This is a genomic window from Seohaeicola zhoushanensis, from assembly GCF_014656415.1.
Lineage (GTDB): Bacteria > Pseudomonadota > Alphaproteobacteria > Rhodobacterales > Rhodobacteraceae > Seohaeicola_A > Seohaeicola_A zhoushanensis.
Map to the genome: position 1 here is coordinate 33,475 of NZ_BNCJ01000002.1, position 13,665 is coordinate 47,139.

Genomic DNA, 13,665 nt, shown 5'->3' on the forward strand with positions numbered 1-13,665 from the left:
TGTCTCACTTCATCAGAAGGTTGGGCAGCCAGGTCGACAGTCCGGGAAGGACTGAGACGGCCAGCAGCGACAGGAAGAGCGGGATGAAGAAGGGCATCACCCCGGCGATGACACGGGTGATCGGCATCTTGGTGATGATCGACACCATGTAGAGGCTCATGCCCACGGGCGGAGTTAGCAGGCCGATCATCAGGTTCAGTACGAAGACGATACCCAGTTGCAGCGGGTCGACCCCGGCGGCGGTCAGGGCCGGCGCGATGATCGGGGCAATGATCAGGATGGCGGCGATGCTTTCCAGCACCATGCCAACGACCAGCAGGAGGATATTGACCAGCAGCAGCAGGACCAGTGGGTTGTCCGAGAGCGACAGCAGGAAGGCCGAGGCCTTCATTGGAACCTGGTCGAGCGTCAGCACCCAGGCGAATAGGGCGGCGGTCGAGACGATGAACAGGATGTTGGCAGTGGCTTCCACTGTTTCGCGCAGCGCGGTCAACGTCGCTCGAAGGGCCAGGCTGCGATAGATGAAGATGCCAATGAACAGCGCATAGGCGACCGTCATTCCCGCCACCTCGGTCGGCCCGAACCAGCCCGACATCAGGCCGCCGATCAGTAGCACCGGCGCCAGAAGGGCAGGGAAGGACACGACGAACTTCTTTGCCACGTCACCCATCGCCGGGCGCATGTCGTCGCGCGGCAGGTTCGAGACCCGGGCGATGATCGCCACCTGTGCCATCAGAAGCGCGGTGATCACGAGCGCGGGCACGATCCCGGCAAGCAGCAGCTGCACGGTCGAGACATTCGCAACCGAGGCGTAGATGATGATCGGGATCGAGGGCGGAAAGATCGGGCCGATGGTGGCGGCCGCGACGGTGAGGCCGGCGGCGAATTCCTTGCGGTATCCCTGCGCCGTCATCTGGTTGATCTGCACCGCGCCGAGCGCGCCGATATCGGCCAGCGCCGCGCCGGAAATGCCCGAGAAGATCAGCGAAACGAAGATGCTGACCTGCGCGACGGCGCCGCGGATGCGGCCGAAGATCATCCGCACGAGGTCGAAGAGATGGGTGGTGACGCCGATCGCGTTCAGGAGGCTCGCGGCCAGGATGAATAAAGGCACCGCCAGCAACGGGGAGCTGTCGAGCGCATTCAGGCTGCGCTGCGCCAGCACCGAGACCGGCAGGCCCTGCACAACGATGACAATCGCCGATGACAGGCCCAGGCAGACCGCAATAGGCGCGCCGCAGACAAGCAGCACGGCGAAGAGGGCGAGAAGGAGGGCGGTCATTCGATCTGTCCGATTGGGTCGGTGCCATCCGCAAAGCCTGCCGAGGCGTCACGCCCGCGCAGCAGGTTGACCAAGCGATAGAGCGTGACAAGGCCCAGGAAAACAGAGCCGAGCAGGGCGAGCGAGTAGTAGAAATAGTTCGGCAACTGCAGGGCAGGTGTCAGGAACTTTCCTGCGCGCGGCAGGAAATGGGCGAATCCCCAGAGCAGCAGCCCGCAGAAGGCGAGCGTCGCAAGGTCCGAAACCAGGACGAGCCCGGTCCTGGCCCGCCCGCCCAGCATGTCGGGCAGGATCGTGACCGCGACCAGAGCCTGCCGCCCGGCAAGCGCCGGAATGCCGACGAAGACCAGGCCGATGCAGCTGAACCGCGCAAGCTCGTCAGCCCAGGGCAGACCAAGGTCGGCGAGGTTGCGGGCTGCAACTTGTAGAACGACCAGCCCGGCCATGAGCGCCAGCAGCGCCATGGCCAGCCAGATTCCGGCGAGGGAAAACCGCGCGAGGATCGCGCGGCCCTGGTGTTCGGTGGCCATCAGGCGACAGCCGCGATCTTTTCGTAGAGCGGACCGAACTTGGCGCCGAAGCGTTCCTGCACCAGCTTGTTCACGCCCTCGCGGAAGGCCTTGAGGTCAAGCCCCTCGGCCTCGCCGATCACCGTCATGCCGGCTTCGCGCAGGGCCTGCGTCTCGGCCGCCTCGTTGTCGAGGATCGCCTTGGTCGCCTTCTCGCGGGTGTCGTTGGCGGCCTTCTCGACGGCGGCCTTCTGTTCGGCGCTCATGCCCTGCCAGGTGTCCTCGTTCATCACGACGACCTCGGCGTTCGACATGTGGCCGGTCAGCATGAGGTGCGACTGAACCTCGTAGAGCTTGACCTTGAGCACCACGTTGACCGGGTTCTCCTGGCCTTGCACCACGCCGGTGGCCAGCGCGGTCGGCACTTCCGACCAGTCGACCGGCACGGCGACGGCGCCCATGCCCTCGACGGCGGTGGTGTAAATCGGGAAGGGTACTGCGCGGATCTTGACGCCGGCCAGATCGGCCGGGGACATCACCGCCTTGTTGCAGGTCAGGTTCCGGCGGCCGAAGTAATGGGCATAGATCACGCGGACGTTGGCGGCGGCGATCAGGCCTTCGTTAAGCTCCTGCATCACTGGCGAATTGACGTCGGTCACTTTCATCAGGTGGTCGACGTCACGGTAGAGATAGGGCGTGTCGAGCGCGGCGAAAGGCTCGTAGAGCGATCCAAGGGCGCCGGCGGTGTTGTGCGAGAAGGCGATGGTGCCAAGCGAAACAGCCTCGGCCAGTTCCTGCAGCTTGCCCAGCTGGCTGGCCGGATAGACGTCGACCTTGATGTCGCCGCCCGAAGCTGCGCCGAGCGCCTCGGCGAACCAGTCGGCCTGTGCACCGGCGACCGAGGCCGGTTCGTTGTTGTGGCCATAGCGCAGTACAGTCTGCGCACGGGCGCGCAGCGGCAGGGCTGCGCTCATGGCAGCAGCGCCGCCAAGCGCGAGAACCGATCGACGGCCGAGCAATGCGTGTGATTTGGACATGGAATTCCTCCCTCAGAATTCTGATGTGTTTTGATGGGTTTTCACCATCTCCTCCCGACGCTCTGAGCGGATTGCTGCAAAATGCGACGACTTGTTGACCAAAATAGGTTTTGGCTACATGTTGAGTCAAAATAAAACAGATGATGCGTTTTGAGGTGTTTTGATGTGTAGCGCAAGGGTCGCCGGAAATGGCCGCGCTCTGATGGCCGACATTGCCGGCCGCGCCGGGGTGTCGCTTGCAACCGTCGACAGGGTGATCAACCGGCGCAAGGGCGTCAAGGAACGGACCCGCCAGCAAGTACTGGAGGCTGCTTTGGCGCTGGGATTTCTGGGCGCGGACGAGATGGCCCGGTTCCGTGACCGTCGCGAAGCCAACATCGTCTTCCTGCTGCCGGCGGGGACGAACCCCTATCTGCGCGATCTTGGCGACCATCTGCGCCAGCGCGTGGCGCTGAGGGAAGAAGGCAGCCCCAAGGTGCGCTGCTTCTTCATCGAAGGCTTCAACGCACCCGCGTTGGCAGAGGCCATCCGGCGCAATGCTGATTGGGCCGATGGCATCGCGTTCTTTGCCATCGACCACCCGGCTGTGCGCGAGGCTGTGGCGGAGGTGGCAGCAAACGGCGTGCGGTTGGTAACAGTGGTCTCGGACCTCGGGCATTCCGGATGCGACGCCTATGTCGGACATGAGAACCGCTCGGTCGGGAGAACGGCCGGGCTTTTGATCGGCCGCTTCATCGCCGAGCGGCAAGGGGCGGTGGCGCTGGTCGCGGGGTCACGTCACTACCGTGCGCATAGCGAACGCGAAGCGGGTTTCCTGTCGATTCAGGAGGAGATGTTCCCACATCTCCGCCTTGTGGGAATGCGCGAAGGACATGACGACAGCGGCCAGAACTATCGCCATACCATCGCGTTGCTGGATCAGAACCCCGACCTGCGCGGCATCTACAATGTCGGCGGTTCCTCGGGCGGGGTCGCGCGGGCACTGGCCGAACGCGGGCGATCAGACGTGGCCTTCATTGGTCACGGGCTGACCAAGGACACCCGCAACGCACTGGTCGAGGGCGTGATGGACGCAGTGTTCCATACAGATCCCGAAACGCTGATCGACAGGGCAATCGGCGCGATTTGCCAGCCGGAGCGTCAGGTTTTGCCCATGAAACTCGAAATCGTGTTTCGAGAAAATCTTCCTTAGGGTCAGGATGAACTGCCCGACCTGGGAATGGCTCGGCGGCGTGCATCAGATCCCCCGGCCGTCTGTCTCGCCGTTAACCGCTGTCGGCCCTTGCGTGCTTGAATCCGAGGAACGGTCGGACTATTAGGTGTGGGGCGGAAAAGCGAAATTAATCTTTTATTAAAGATAAATGGGATGAGGCCATGTCATTCGAGATCGACAAGGAAAAAGACCTCGCCGACCGTGGCATCGCGTGGTGGAACGCCGAACGCCCCGAGATCGACACCTCGGGCAAGGCGATCACCGGGCGGCTAATGCGGCTGGGTGAGATGGCCGGGAACCGAATGAATGCTGTAAGCTCGCAGTTCGGGGTCAAGTATCCAACCTATGCCATCCTGGCGACCTTGCGGGCTTCTGGGCCGCCCTATGCGATGACACCGAAGAGCTTGCAAGCGACGTTGCTGGTGTCGTCAGGCGGACTTTCCAACCAGCTGGCAAGGATCGAAAAGCAGGGCTTCATCCGCCGTGTCGAGGATCCGAGCGATGGGCGCGGCGTTCGCGTCGAACTGACCGGCGCGGGGATGGCGCTGACCGAAGAGGCGATGCCGGCCCAGGCCGAGGCAGAGCTCGACTTCATCCGGATGCTCACGAAAGAAGAGCGCGAGACGCTTGTGCAGCTGCTGCGCAAGGTGCTTGTCGTCAACTCGATTCGCTCCGTCTGAAGGGCAGCGAGTGGCATCGTTACATTCCGCGCGGGCTTAAATCTTTTGTTCCTCTTTAGTTTAGCTTTATAGAAAGATAGTTCTGGACGAACCGCTTCCGTTTGGTCAATCTGGGTGCATAATCCAACAACGGGGATGGACATGAACAAACTCCTTACAGTGACGACCGCCGTTGCCGCCCTGGTGGCCGGCAGCCAGGGCGCCCAGGCCAAAGACCTTGTCGTCGGCATGTTCGGCGGCAGCTTCGGGCGCGCGGCCCAGACCTGCCACGTCAAGCCGTTCGAGACGGCCTCGGGCGACGCCGTCGTGGCGCAGGAAGGCAATTCCTCGCAGTTCGCGGCTATGGTCCGGGCCACCGGCGGCGACAGCGACTTCGACGTGGTTTACATCGATAACTCCTTCGCCGCGCAGCTGGCCGCAGAAGGGTTGCTGCAGGGCCTCGACAAGTCGAAGCTCAGCCATTCCGGCGAACTGGTCGAAGGGGCCTTCGGTGCGGATGACCATTTTGTCCAGTATCAGTGGGGTGCCACTGCGTTGGCCTACAACCCGGCCGATTTCCCGACCCCGCCCGACAGCTGGTCTGCGGTCTTCGATGCCGCCAGCACCGGCAAGGTCGCGTTGCCCGATATCGCGGGCACCGCGGGCGTCCACTTCCTGCTCGCGGCGGCGCGGCTCAACGGTGGCGATATCGACAATCTCGATCCGGGCTTCGCGGCCATCGCCAAGATCGCACCGCAGGTGAAGGCCTACTACACCCAGGCCGACCAGATCATCTCGATGTTCGAGCGCGGCGAGATCTCGATCGCGCCCTGGTATCCCGACCGTGCCGCAGCAGCGGCCGATGCCGGTGTGCCGGTTGCGGTTGCCTATCCAAAGGAAGGTGCGATCGGCATCAAGGTCACCATGGTGATCCCGAAGGGGTCCGAGAATACCGACGGCGCCTACGCCTATGTCGACAACGCGCTCTCGGCCGAAGTGCAGAAGTGCTTTGCCGAGAACATGTATGCCGGTCCGGTGAACACCAACGTCACCCTGGAAGGCGCCGCGGCCAAGGCGGTTCCGCCCGAGATGTTCGGCAAGCTCTACTTCCCCGACCCTACCAAGATCGCCGCCAACGTCGCCGATTGGCGCCAGCGCTGGCAGCGCGAGATCACGAAGTAATCTCCGACTGTCGGAACTTCGGCTAATATCAGCCGGGGCGCGATGCGCGCGCCCCGGACCAGCGGGGCCATGTCCGGCACCCCGAGTAAACGGAGACATCTGTGACATCCCTTTCCCTCAGAAGCCTCACCAAGCGCTACGATACGGCGACCATCGTGAACGCGGTCTCGTTCGACGTGGAGCAGGGGCAGCTCGTCTCGCTGTTGGGGCCTTCCGGTTGCGGCAAGACCACGATCCTGCGAATGATCGCGGGCTTGCTCGAACCGACCGGTGGGCAGATCCTGTTCGGCGAAGAGGATGTCACCAAGCTTCCGGCGAATCGGCGCAACGTTGGCCTCGTGTTCCAGTCCTACGCGCTGTTCCCGCACATGACCGTGTTCGAGAACGTCGCCTTTGGCCTGCGCCGGCAGGGAGTGAAGGGCGTCGATCTGAAGACGCGCGTCGGCGAGGCGCTCGAACAGGTGCGCCTCGGCGCACTGGCCGACCGTTTCCCGCGCCAGCTCTCGGGCGGCCAGCAGCAGCGCGTCGCGCTGGCGCGCTCGGTCGCACCGCGCCCGGCGATCCTGCTGTTCGACGAACCGCTGTCAAACCTCGACGCCCAGCTGCGCGAGGAGATGCAGATCGAGATCAAGCGCCTGCAATCCGAGCTGAAGCTGACCTCTCTCTTCGTCACCCATGACCAGCATGAGGCGATGTCCCTCTCGGACCGGATCTGCCTGATGTCAGGCGGCAACATCCAGCAGTTCGCAACGCCCGAAGAGGTCTATTTCAACCCCGCGAACGGCTTTGTTTCCGGCTTCGTGGGCTCTCCCAACCAGCTTTCTGGCGTGGCAACCGAGGGCGGCGTCGAACTCGCACCCGGCCTGCGGCTAGCCAGCAACCGGGCGCAGGCCCGGCCAGGCGGCCGCGTCCGCGTCACGTTGCGGCAGGAGGATCTCGCGCTCGCGCCGGCCGGTCAGGCTCCGGGGCTTGCCGGAAGGATCGCGCTGCGCATTTTCGAGGGCGCCTCGGTGCAATACATCGTGGCGCTGTCCGGCGGACCCGAGGTGATGGCGCGGGTCTCCTCGCGCGGCCCGCAGGCGGATCTGCCCGTCGGTACCGAGGTCGTTCTGTCGATCCCGGCCGACCGCGTGTTCGTCGCCCCGGAAGAGGGCGCGGCATGACCCAGTCGCGCAATGCCGGCCTCGGCCTGATCGGTCCGGCCACCGTCCTGATCCTCGCGGGCTTCCTCGCGCCGACCGTGATCATGGCGATGCTCAGCCTGCGGGACTACTCCGGGATGCAGGGTATCGGCACCGACTGGACCCTGTCGAACTACATCAACGTGCTGGGCGACTGGTTCTACCTCGAGATCATCCTTCGCACTCTGGCGCTGGGGCTGATCGTGACGCTCTTGTGCCTGATCCTCGGCTTCCCCCTCGCGCTGTACATCCTGCGCGTTGGCCCGTTGATGCAGACCACGGCGATCCTGCTGGTGATCTTCCCGCTGCTCTGCAACATCGTCGTCCGCTCCTTCGGCTGGATGGTGCTGCTCTCGCCACGCGGTGTCATCAACGAGGCACTGCTGGGCGCCGGCCTCATCTCGACGCCGCTCGACCTGATGTTCAACCTCACCGGTGTCATCATCGGCCTCGTGCAGATCTACCTGCCGTTCATGGTGCTGCTGCTGGTGCCCGCGCTGCAAAACATCCCCGCCGATGTCGAGGCGGCGGCGCTGACGTTGCGCTCGTCGCGGATACGGGTGTTCTTCACCATCACCGTGCCGCTGGCCAGCCCCGGCATCATCACCGGCTCGATCCTCGTCTTCGTGCTGTCGATCTCGGCACTGGTGACACCCCGAATGCTGGGTGGGCCGACCTACCGGGTCATGGCCACCCAGATCTACGACGAGTTCATGACCAACCTGAACTGGCCCTCGGGAGCGGCGCTCGCCTTCGTGCTGACCTTCATTGCGCTGGCGCTGATCTGGGCGGCGAACCGAGTCGCGGCCCATCTGACGCGGGGGATCCCAGCATGATCGCGCGCAAGCCCTCGTGGCTCCTGACCATCGTCGCGCTGGCCATCCTGTTCTACATGAATGCCCCGACCATCGTGGTCGTGCTGGCCTCCTTCTCGGATACCACGTACCTGACGGTGCCGCCGCAGGGCTGGACCCTGCGCTGGTTCGAGTTCGTGCTGGGCGACAGCCGATACATGCGGGCGATCTGGACCAGCCTGTGGCTGGCCGGCGGCGCGACATTGCTCTCGCTAGTCCTCGGTACGGCGGCGAGCTATGCGCTGCATCATCGCCTTGTGCCCTTCCGCGATGTGATCCTCTCGGCGGTCATGGCGCCCTTGGTCTTCCCGGCGGTGGTCATCGGCGTCGCTCTGCTGCAATATGTTTCGCTGCTGGGGCTGCGCGGCCAGCCCTTGGTACTGCTGTTCGCGCATGTGCTCATCACCCTGCCGTATGTCGTGCGCTCGGCCATGTCCTCACTGACCGGGATCAACCCTCAGATCGAGGAGGCCGCGCATGTGCTCGGGGCCTCGGGCTTCACCGCCTTCCGGCTTGTCACCCTGCCGCTGCTCAAGCCGGGGTTGGTGGCCGGTGCGATCTTCTCCTTCGTCACCTCCCTCGACAACGTGCCGGTGACGATCTTCTTGCTGACCCCGCGCCAGTCGACCCTGCCGGTGAAGATCTTCGCCTCGGTCGAACATGGCGTCGACCCCTCCATCGCCGCCGCTTCCACCCTTCTGGTCGCCGGAACCGCCATCGCGCTGATCCTGGCTCAGAAATGGGTCTCCTTCTCGCGCTTCTTCTGACACCGACAGACTGGAACAATACCGATGAGCTTCACCTCCCAAGGCTTTCCGATGATGCTGACCTTCGATCTCGACTGCGAGACGATGTGGACGGCCCGCGACCCCGAGGCATATATGCGCCCGATCCTGATGAGCCAGGGCGCCTATGGCTGGAAGCGCGGCGTCTGGCGGGTGATGGACGTGCTGCGCCGCTATGACATCAAGTCGACCTTCTTCGTTCCCGGCCTGGTGGTCGAGGCGCATCCCGAGGTGATCGAGGCGCTGCTGAAAGAGGGCCACGAGATCGCCCACCACAGCCACACCCACCGCTGGATCGTGACGTTGACCCCCGAGGAAGAGCGCGAGGAGATGGAACTGGCGCAGCAGGCGATCATCAAGGCCACGGGCCAGGCGCCCAAAGGGTGGCGTTCCCCCGCGGCCGAGGTCACCAGCCTGACCATGGACCTCATCAAGGAATACGGCTTCGCCTATTCCTCGAACTTCTTCGACGATGATGCACCCTACATGCTGAAGGTGCGCGGGCAGGAGATCGACTGCGTCGAGCTGCCCTTCCGATATATCAACACCGATAGCCCCTATTTCCAGTTCGCCAAGATCCTGCCGGGCCGCACCATCACCTCGCCCCGCCAGGTGCTCGACACCTGGAGCTGGGAGTTCGACACGCTTTATGCCGAGGACCGGATGATGGTGCTGGCCTGCCACCCCGAGTTCATCGGCCAGCCTTCGGGCGCGATCCTGCTCGACCGCTTCATCCAGCACATCCTCAAGCACGAGAACGTCTGGATCGACCGCTGCGACCGCATCGCAGCGGATATGGCGGTGAAGCTGCGGGCCGCAGAATGACTTCGCTGGCAGGGCTCAAGGCCGTCGTCACTGGCGGTGCAGCCGGTATCGGCTGGGCCACGGTCGCCCGGCTGACCGAACAGGGCGCGCAGGTCGCGGTGATCGACCGCAGCCCGTGCCCCGAGGCCGGAACGCTGGGATTCCTTGCCGACATGACCGACGCCCAAGCTCTGTCGACGGCGATGGCCGACGCGGCCCAGGCCCTGGGCGGCATCGACATCCTGGTGAACAGCGCTGGAATCGACCTCGAAGCACCGAGCGAGAGCGTCGCCGACGGCGATTGGTCCCGCGTGATCGAGGTCAACCTCACCGGCCCGATGCGCGCCGCACGCGCGGCGTTTCCCTGGCTTGCGAAGTCGGACAAGGCCGCGATCGTAAACATCGCCTCCGCCGCCGGCCTGCGGCCGATCCCCGACCGCGCCGCCTATACATCGTCCAAGGCCGGCCTCATCATGCTGTCGAAATCGCTGGCGCTTGACTGGGCCGACGAGGGCATCCGCGTCAACGTGGTCTGCCCCGGCGCGGTACAGACTGCGCTTTTCGCCACCTCCTACGAAGGCGCGGCGAACCCCGAGGCGCGGTTGGCCGAGATCCGCGCACGCTACCCGCTCAAGCGCGTGGCCGAACCCGAGGAACTGGCCGAGGCTATCGTCTTCCTCGCCAGCCCCGCCGCCTCCTACATCACCGGCGTCGCCCTTGCGGTGGACGGCGGCCGCAGCTTCCACTGAGGTTGGACATGCAGAGGTTCACCGGCAAGACGGCCATCGTCACCGGCGGGGCAGGCGGCATCGGCCTCGCCACCGCGACGCGGCTGGCCTCGGAAGGGGCGAATGTCGCGGTCTTCGACCTGAACCGCGCCGCGCGCCCCGACAGCGCGCAGGCCGGCTGGCTCTCGCTTGATTTCGACGGCACCGACGGCGCGGCGCTGTCCTCGGCAGTCGTCCAGGTCGAGGCTGAGCTTGGTCCGGTCGACATCCTCTTCAACAACCTCGGCCAGAGCGGCCGCGAACGGGCCGGGCTGTTCTGCGAAAGCGACGAGGAGGTCTGGCGCTTCGTCACCGAGATCAACCTGATGTCGACCATGCGTGCCTGCCGGCTGATCGCGCCGGGCATGCAGGCGCGTGGTCGCGGCCGCATCGTCAACATGTCGAGCGATGCGGCGCTCTCGGGTGACCTCCGCCTCGCCGATTACGCGGCCGCCAAGATGGGAATCGTCGGCTTCACCCGCGCGCTGGCGCAGGAGCTCGCCCCGCATGGCGTGACGGTGAACGCCGTTTGCCCCGGCGCCATCGCGACCGAGGCCCACAAGCGAATCCCGCGCGCCACGCTCGACGCGCTGGTCGCCGCCACACCCGCCGGCTTCATCGCCACCGCCGCCGAAGTCGGCGGCCTGGTGGCCTATCTCGCCTCCGACGAGGCGCGCTTCGTCACCGGCCAGACCATCGCCATCAACGGCGGCCGGAACATGATCTGAGTGAAAGGACCTGAAGTGACCGATATTGCCGACCTTGGCGCCGTCGCCCTCGCCGCGGAAATCGCCGCCGGCCGGATCTCCCCGGTCGAGGCCGTCGAGGCCGCCCTGGCCCGGATCTACGACCGTGCCGAGCTGAACGCCTTCGTCACCGTCTGCGCCGACGAAGCCCGCGAGGCGGCCCGCGCGGCTGAGGCTGCAGTGACGAGGGGGGACGCTCTGGGGCCGCTGCACGGTGTGCCCTTCTCGGTCAAGGACCTGATCAATACCAAGGGTGTACGCACCACCCAGGGGTCGAAGGCCTTCGAACATTTCGTGCCCGACACCGACGCCGTCTCGGTCGCGCGGGCAAAGGCCGCCGGCGGCATCTTGATCGGGAAGACCACCACGCCAGAGTTCGGCCACAAGCCCGAAGCGACCTCCCCGGTCTCGGGCCGCACGCTGCACCCGACGCATCCCGACCGCTCCCCCGGCGCCTCGAGCACCGGCTCGGCGGTGGCCGTTGCCGCCGGCATGGGGCCGCTTTCCATCGGCTCCGACGGCGGCGGATCGATCCGCATCCCGGCTGCCTGCTGCGGTGTCGTCGGGCTGAAAGCGACGCTCGGCATGATCCCGCACCTCCAGCTGCCTGACATGTTCGGCGCCAATTCCTATGTCGGTCCGATGGCGCGCAACGTTGCCGACGCCACATTGTTCTTCGAGGCGATGGCCGGTTTTGACCGGATGGACCCCTATGGCCAGGCCGTGCTGCCGCCCGAAAAGCGGGTTAATGACCTGCGCGGCCTGCGCGTCGGCTGGTTGCCGAATGGTGGCGCGAAGGTCGACCCGGAGGTCGCCGCCATGACCCGTGCGGCGGTCGACGCGATGGCGGCACGGGGCGCCGAGGTCGATGAGATCGACCTCGACTTCAAGGGCATGGAGCCGGCCTTCCTCACCGTTCTTCGCGCCGGCCTGTCCTCGCGTGTCGGGCCGCAGGTGGCGAAGTTCGGCAACGTGCTGGACAACACCCTGCTGGTGCGCATCCTCGAAGGCTCCAAGCTCAGCGCCAATGACCTCTCGTCGGCAGCTTACGAACGCACCCGCTTCTTCCGCCTCCTGCAGGAGGCGCTGGCCCGTTTCGACGTGATCGTCTCGCCGGTGCTGACCGCCCCGGCGATCCCGATCTCACTCGATACTGCCGGGGAAGTCGAGGTGGCGGGCAACCGCGGCACCATCCGCGGCGCCTGGTATCCGTTTACCTACCCGCTCAACCTGACCGGCCACCCGGCGATCTCGATGCCCTGCGGCAAGACTTCGGAAGGTCTGCCGGTCGGGCTGCAGATCATGGGCAGATGGTATTCCGACCGGACGATCCTCGATGTTGCGCGCCTTCTTGAAGAAGCCCTGGCAGGCAGCGAGTAAGGGAAACTGACCGAGCAGGGCAGGGTAGTGACGCTGATGCTTGGGAAGACAATTGATGGCACGTTCGAGGATCTTCGGACGCGTCGCGCGTTCCTGCCCTTCGCGCCGATTATGCAGGTTCATATGCGTTGTCACTTCGCAACGTCCAGGAGCCTCAAGTCTGCGGGCGAAAAAAGGGGACCTGACGACCAGAGCCGGCGGTTGATCGGACGGACCAAGGGCGGGCCGAATACAAAGCCGCATGCCGACATTGATGCGAAAGGTGGCCCGGTTCGTTCCTTCATGACCGCATACCGATGCGCAGTCGGCCCCAACTCAGCCTTCCAGTCGAGTCAGGGGCGAGATGGCGTTGGCGGTGTCCTGTAGGGCAGGCAGGATGTCGCGACGAAGGCGGTCATCCGTCCAGCTATGGGCCGAGACCGAGCATTGCACGGCGGCCAGGGCGCGTCCGTTCGGGCCGGTGATCGGCGCTGAGATGGCGACTTCATTGAGGATCATCTGGTCTCGCGAGATCGCATAGCCCTGGGCCGTAGCCTCTTCCAGAAGGCGACCGATTTCGGCCCGGTCGGTGATTGCCCGAGGTGTCACCGCGCCGATGGGCCAGGTTGCTATGGCTTCATCCCTTGCCGCGCGATCATGCGTGGAAAGGATCGCGCGACCGGCTGCGGTCGAGATCGCCGGGATGCGGCGGCCCGGGATCGTTGCAGCAAAGGCGGTGCGCTTGCAGGGCAGGCGGCTGACATAGATGATGTGGTCGCCCGAGAGTTCGGCCAGGTTGACAGTCTCGCCAAGCTGCTGCGAAAGCTCGATCAGCTTGGGCATGGCGCTGGAAACCAGCGGGTTCGACCAGTAGTAGGCATATGCCATCTCCAGCCATGTGTGCGACGGCCGATAGCGGCGGGTCTTGCTGTCCTTAACCAGAAGACCTTCCATGTGGAGGGTGTTGGCGAGTCGCTGCACAGCGCTCTTGTCGAGCCCGGTGATCGCGACGAAGTCGGTCAGCGAGAGGTCGCTATGGGTTTCGTCGAATGCGCGCAGAAGGCGCAGGCCCTTGGCCAGCGTGCCCGCGTACAAGCTATTGTTCTTCGACATCGGCTAGCCCCCCTGGGCTGGTGCGGTTTCCTATTGACTCGTGGCGGATCTGCATGGCGATAATATCAATAGGTGCGCTTAGGTATTGAATAGTGATACGTTAGCGCCAAAAAATAGACTAAGCAATTGAATTGCAGGGAGACCTACATGACCAAGACCGCACTGAGATCGACG

14 protein-coding genes and 1 pseudogene are annotated in these 13,665 nt (G+C 64.7%); 11 read left to right on the top strand and 4 right to left on the bottom strand.

The window, feature by feature from the left end:
- Positions 1-4: 4 nt before the first annotated feature.
- From IE266_RS04200 to IE266_RS04210, 3 genes are read right to left on the bottom strand one after another with little or no spacing between them, the layout of a single operon-like run.
- On the bottom strand, positions 5-1,282 hold the full coding sequence (locus tag IE266_RS04200; RefSeq protein ID WP_189678801.1) for a TRAP transporter large permease: 1,278 nt from the start codon (positions 1,280-1,282) through the stop codon (positions 5-7).
- Positions 1,279-1,812 carry a TRAP transporter small permease gene (locus IE266_RS04205; protein ID WP_189678802.1) on the bottom strand — a complete coding sequence of 178 codons (534 nt, stop codon included), beginning with the start codon at positions 1,810-1,812 and terminating at the stop codon, positions 1,279-1,281. The genes IE266_RS04200 and IE266_RS04205 overlap by 4 nt, the downstream gene beginning before the upstream one ends.
- On the bottom strand, positions 1,812-2,828 hold the full coding sequence (locus tag IE266_RS04210; RefSeq protein ID WP_189678803.1) for a TRAP transporter substrate-binding protein: 1,017 nt from the start codon (positions 2,826-2,828) through the stop codon (positions 1,812-1,814). The genes IE266_RS04205 and IE266_RS04210 overlap by 1 nt, the downstream gene beginning before the upstream one ends.
- 202 nt (positions 2,829-3,030) lie before the next feature.
- Here IE266_RS04210 and IE266_RS04215 point away from each other — a divergent pair, with 202 nt between their 5' ends.
- From IE266_RS04215 to IE266_RS04265, 11 genes and pseudogenes are all read left to right on the top strand, one after another.
- Positions 3,031-4,020 carry a LacI family DNA-binding transcriptional regulator gene (locus tag IE266_RS04215; RefSeq protein WP_189678804.1) on the top strand — a complete coding sequence of 330 codons (990 nt, stop codon included), beginning with the start codon at positions 3,031-3,033 and terminating at the stop codon, positions 4,018-4,020.
- A gap of 182 nt (positions 4,021-4,202) precedes the next feature.
- Entirely contained in the window at positions 4,203-4,721 is a 519-nt protein-coding gene (locus IE266_RS04220; RefSeq protein ID WP_189678805.1) for a MarR family winged helix-turn-helix transcriptional regulator, read from the top strand.
- A gap of 141 nt (positions 4,722-4,862) precedes the next feature.
- Positions 4,863-5,882 carry an ABC transporter substrate-binding protein gene (locus tag IE266_RS04225; protein ID WP_229863890.1) on the top strand — a complete coding sequence of 340 codons (1,020 nt, stop codon included), beginning with the start codon at positions 4,863-4,865 and terminating at the stop codon, positions 5,880-5,882.
- Between the two features lie 101 nt (positions 5,883-5,983).
- On the top strand, positions 5,984-7,045 hold the full coding sequence (locus IE266_RS04230; RefSeq protein WP_189678807.1) for an ABC transporter ATP-binding protein: 1,062 nt from the start codon (positions 5,984-5,986) through the stop codon (positions 7,043-7,045).
- Positions 7,042-7,899: an ABC transporter permease gene (locus IE266_RS04235; protein WP_189678808.1), complete on the top strand. Its 858-nt coding sequence runs from the start codon at positions 7,042-7,044 to the stop codon at positions 7,897-7,899. The genes IE266_RS04230 and IE266_RS04235 overlap by 4 nt, the downstream gene beginning before the upstream one ends.
- Entirely contained in the window at positions 7,896-8,684 is a 789-nt protein-coding gene (locus IE266_RS04240) for an ABC transporter permease (RefSeq protein WP_189678809.1), read from the top strand. Before IE266_RS04235 ends, IE266_RS04240 begins: the two co-directional genes overlap by 4 nt.
- A gap of 24 nt (positions 8,685-8,708) precedes the next feature.
- Positions 8,709-9,527, top strand: coding sequence for a polysaccharide deacetylase family protein (locus tag IE266_RS04245; protein ID WP_189678810.1), 819 nt, complete (start codon positions 8,709-8,711; stop codon positions 9,525-9,527).
- Entirely contained in the window at positions 9,524-10,255 is a 732-nt protein-coding gene (locus tag IE266_RS04250) for an SDR family NAD(P)-dependent oxidoreductase (protein WP_189678811.1), read from the top strand. The genes IE266_RS04245 and IE266_RS04250 overlap by 4 nt, the downstream gene beginning before the upstream one ends.
- An 8-nt stretch (positions 10,256-10,263) precedes the next feature.
- Positions 10,264-11,001 (top strand): SDR family NAD(P)-dependent oxidoreductase, encoded by a 738-nt coding sequence (locus IE266_RS04255; protein WP_189678812.1) that lies wholly within the window; start codon positions 10,264-10,266, stop codon positions 10,999-11,001.
- Positions 11,002-11,016: 15 nt separating this feature from the next.
- Positions 11,017-12,399, top strand: coding sequence for an amidase (locus tag IE266_RS04260; RefSeq protein WP_189678813.1), 1,383 nt, complete (start codon positions 11,017-11,019; stop codon positions 12,397-12,399).
- 151 nt (positions 12,400-12,550) lie between these two features.
- Positions 12,551-12,690, top strand: a pseudogene (locus IE266_RS04265) (IS5/IS1182 family transposase); the annotation flags it as partial.
- 24 nt (positions 12,691-12,714) lie between these two features.
- Here IE266_RS04265 and IE266_RS04270 read toward each other — a convergent pair.
- A complete protein-coding gene (locus IE266_RS04270; protein WP_189678814.1) occupies positions 12,715-13,491 on the bottom strand; it encodes an IclR family transcriptional regulator in 777 nt (258 codons plus the stop codon).
- Positions 13,492-13,665 lie beyond the last annotated feature (174 nt).

Excerpts from the sequence above, each read along its gene's own strand:
- IE266_RS04255 (WP_189678812.1), top strand. The coding sequence starts at position 10,264 with ATGCAGAGGTTCACCGGCAAGACGGCCATCGTCACCGGCGGGGCAGGC.
- IE266_RS04250 (WP_189678811.1), top strand. The coding sequence starts at position 9,524 with ATGACTTCGCTGGCAGGGCTCAAGGCCGTCGTCACTGGCGGTGCAGCC.
- IE266_RS04235 (WP_189678808.1), top strand. The coding sequence starts at position 7,042 with ATGACCCAGTCGCGCAATGCCGGCCTCGGCCTGATCGGTCCGGCCACC.
- IE266_RS04205 (WP_189678802.1), bottom strand. The coding sequence starts at position 1,812 with ATGGCCACCGAACACCAGGGCCGCGCGATCCTCGCGCGGTTTTCCCTC.
- IE266_RS04225 (WP_229863890.1), top strand. The coding sequence starts at position 4,863 with ATGAACAAACTCCTTACAGTGACGACCGCCGTTGCCGCCCTGGTGGCC.
- IE266_RS04270 (WP_189678814.1), bottom strand. The coding sequence starts at position 13,491 with ATGTCGAAGAACAATAGCTTGTACGCGGGCACGCTGGCCAAGGGCCTG.
- IE266_RS04210 (WP_189678803.1), bottom strand. The coding sequence starts at position 2,828 with ATGTCCAAATCACACGCATTGCTCGGCCGTCGATCGGTTCTCGCGCTT.
- IE266_RS04220 (WP_189678805.1), top strand. The coding sequence starts at position 4,203 with ATGTCATTCGAGATCGACAAGGAAAAAGACCTCGCCGACCGTGGCATC.
- IE266_RS04200 (WP_189678801.1), bottom strand. The coding sequence starts at position 1,282 with ATGACCGCCCTCCTTCTCGCCCTCTTCGCCGTGCTGCTTGTCTGCGGC.
- IE266_RS04245 (WP_189678810.1), top strand. The coding sequence starts at position 8,709 with ATGAGCTTCACCTCCCAAGGCTTTCCGATGATGCTGACCTTCGATCTC.
- IE266_RS04240 (WP_189678809.1), top strand. The coding sequence starts at position 7,896 with ATGATCGCGCGCAAGCCCTCGTGGCTCCTGACCATCGTCGCGCTGGCC.
- IE266_RS04215 (WP_189678804.1), top strand. The coding sequence starts at position 3,031 with ATGGCCGACATTGCCGGCCGCGCCGGGGTGTCGCTTGCAACCGTCGAC.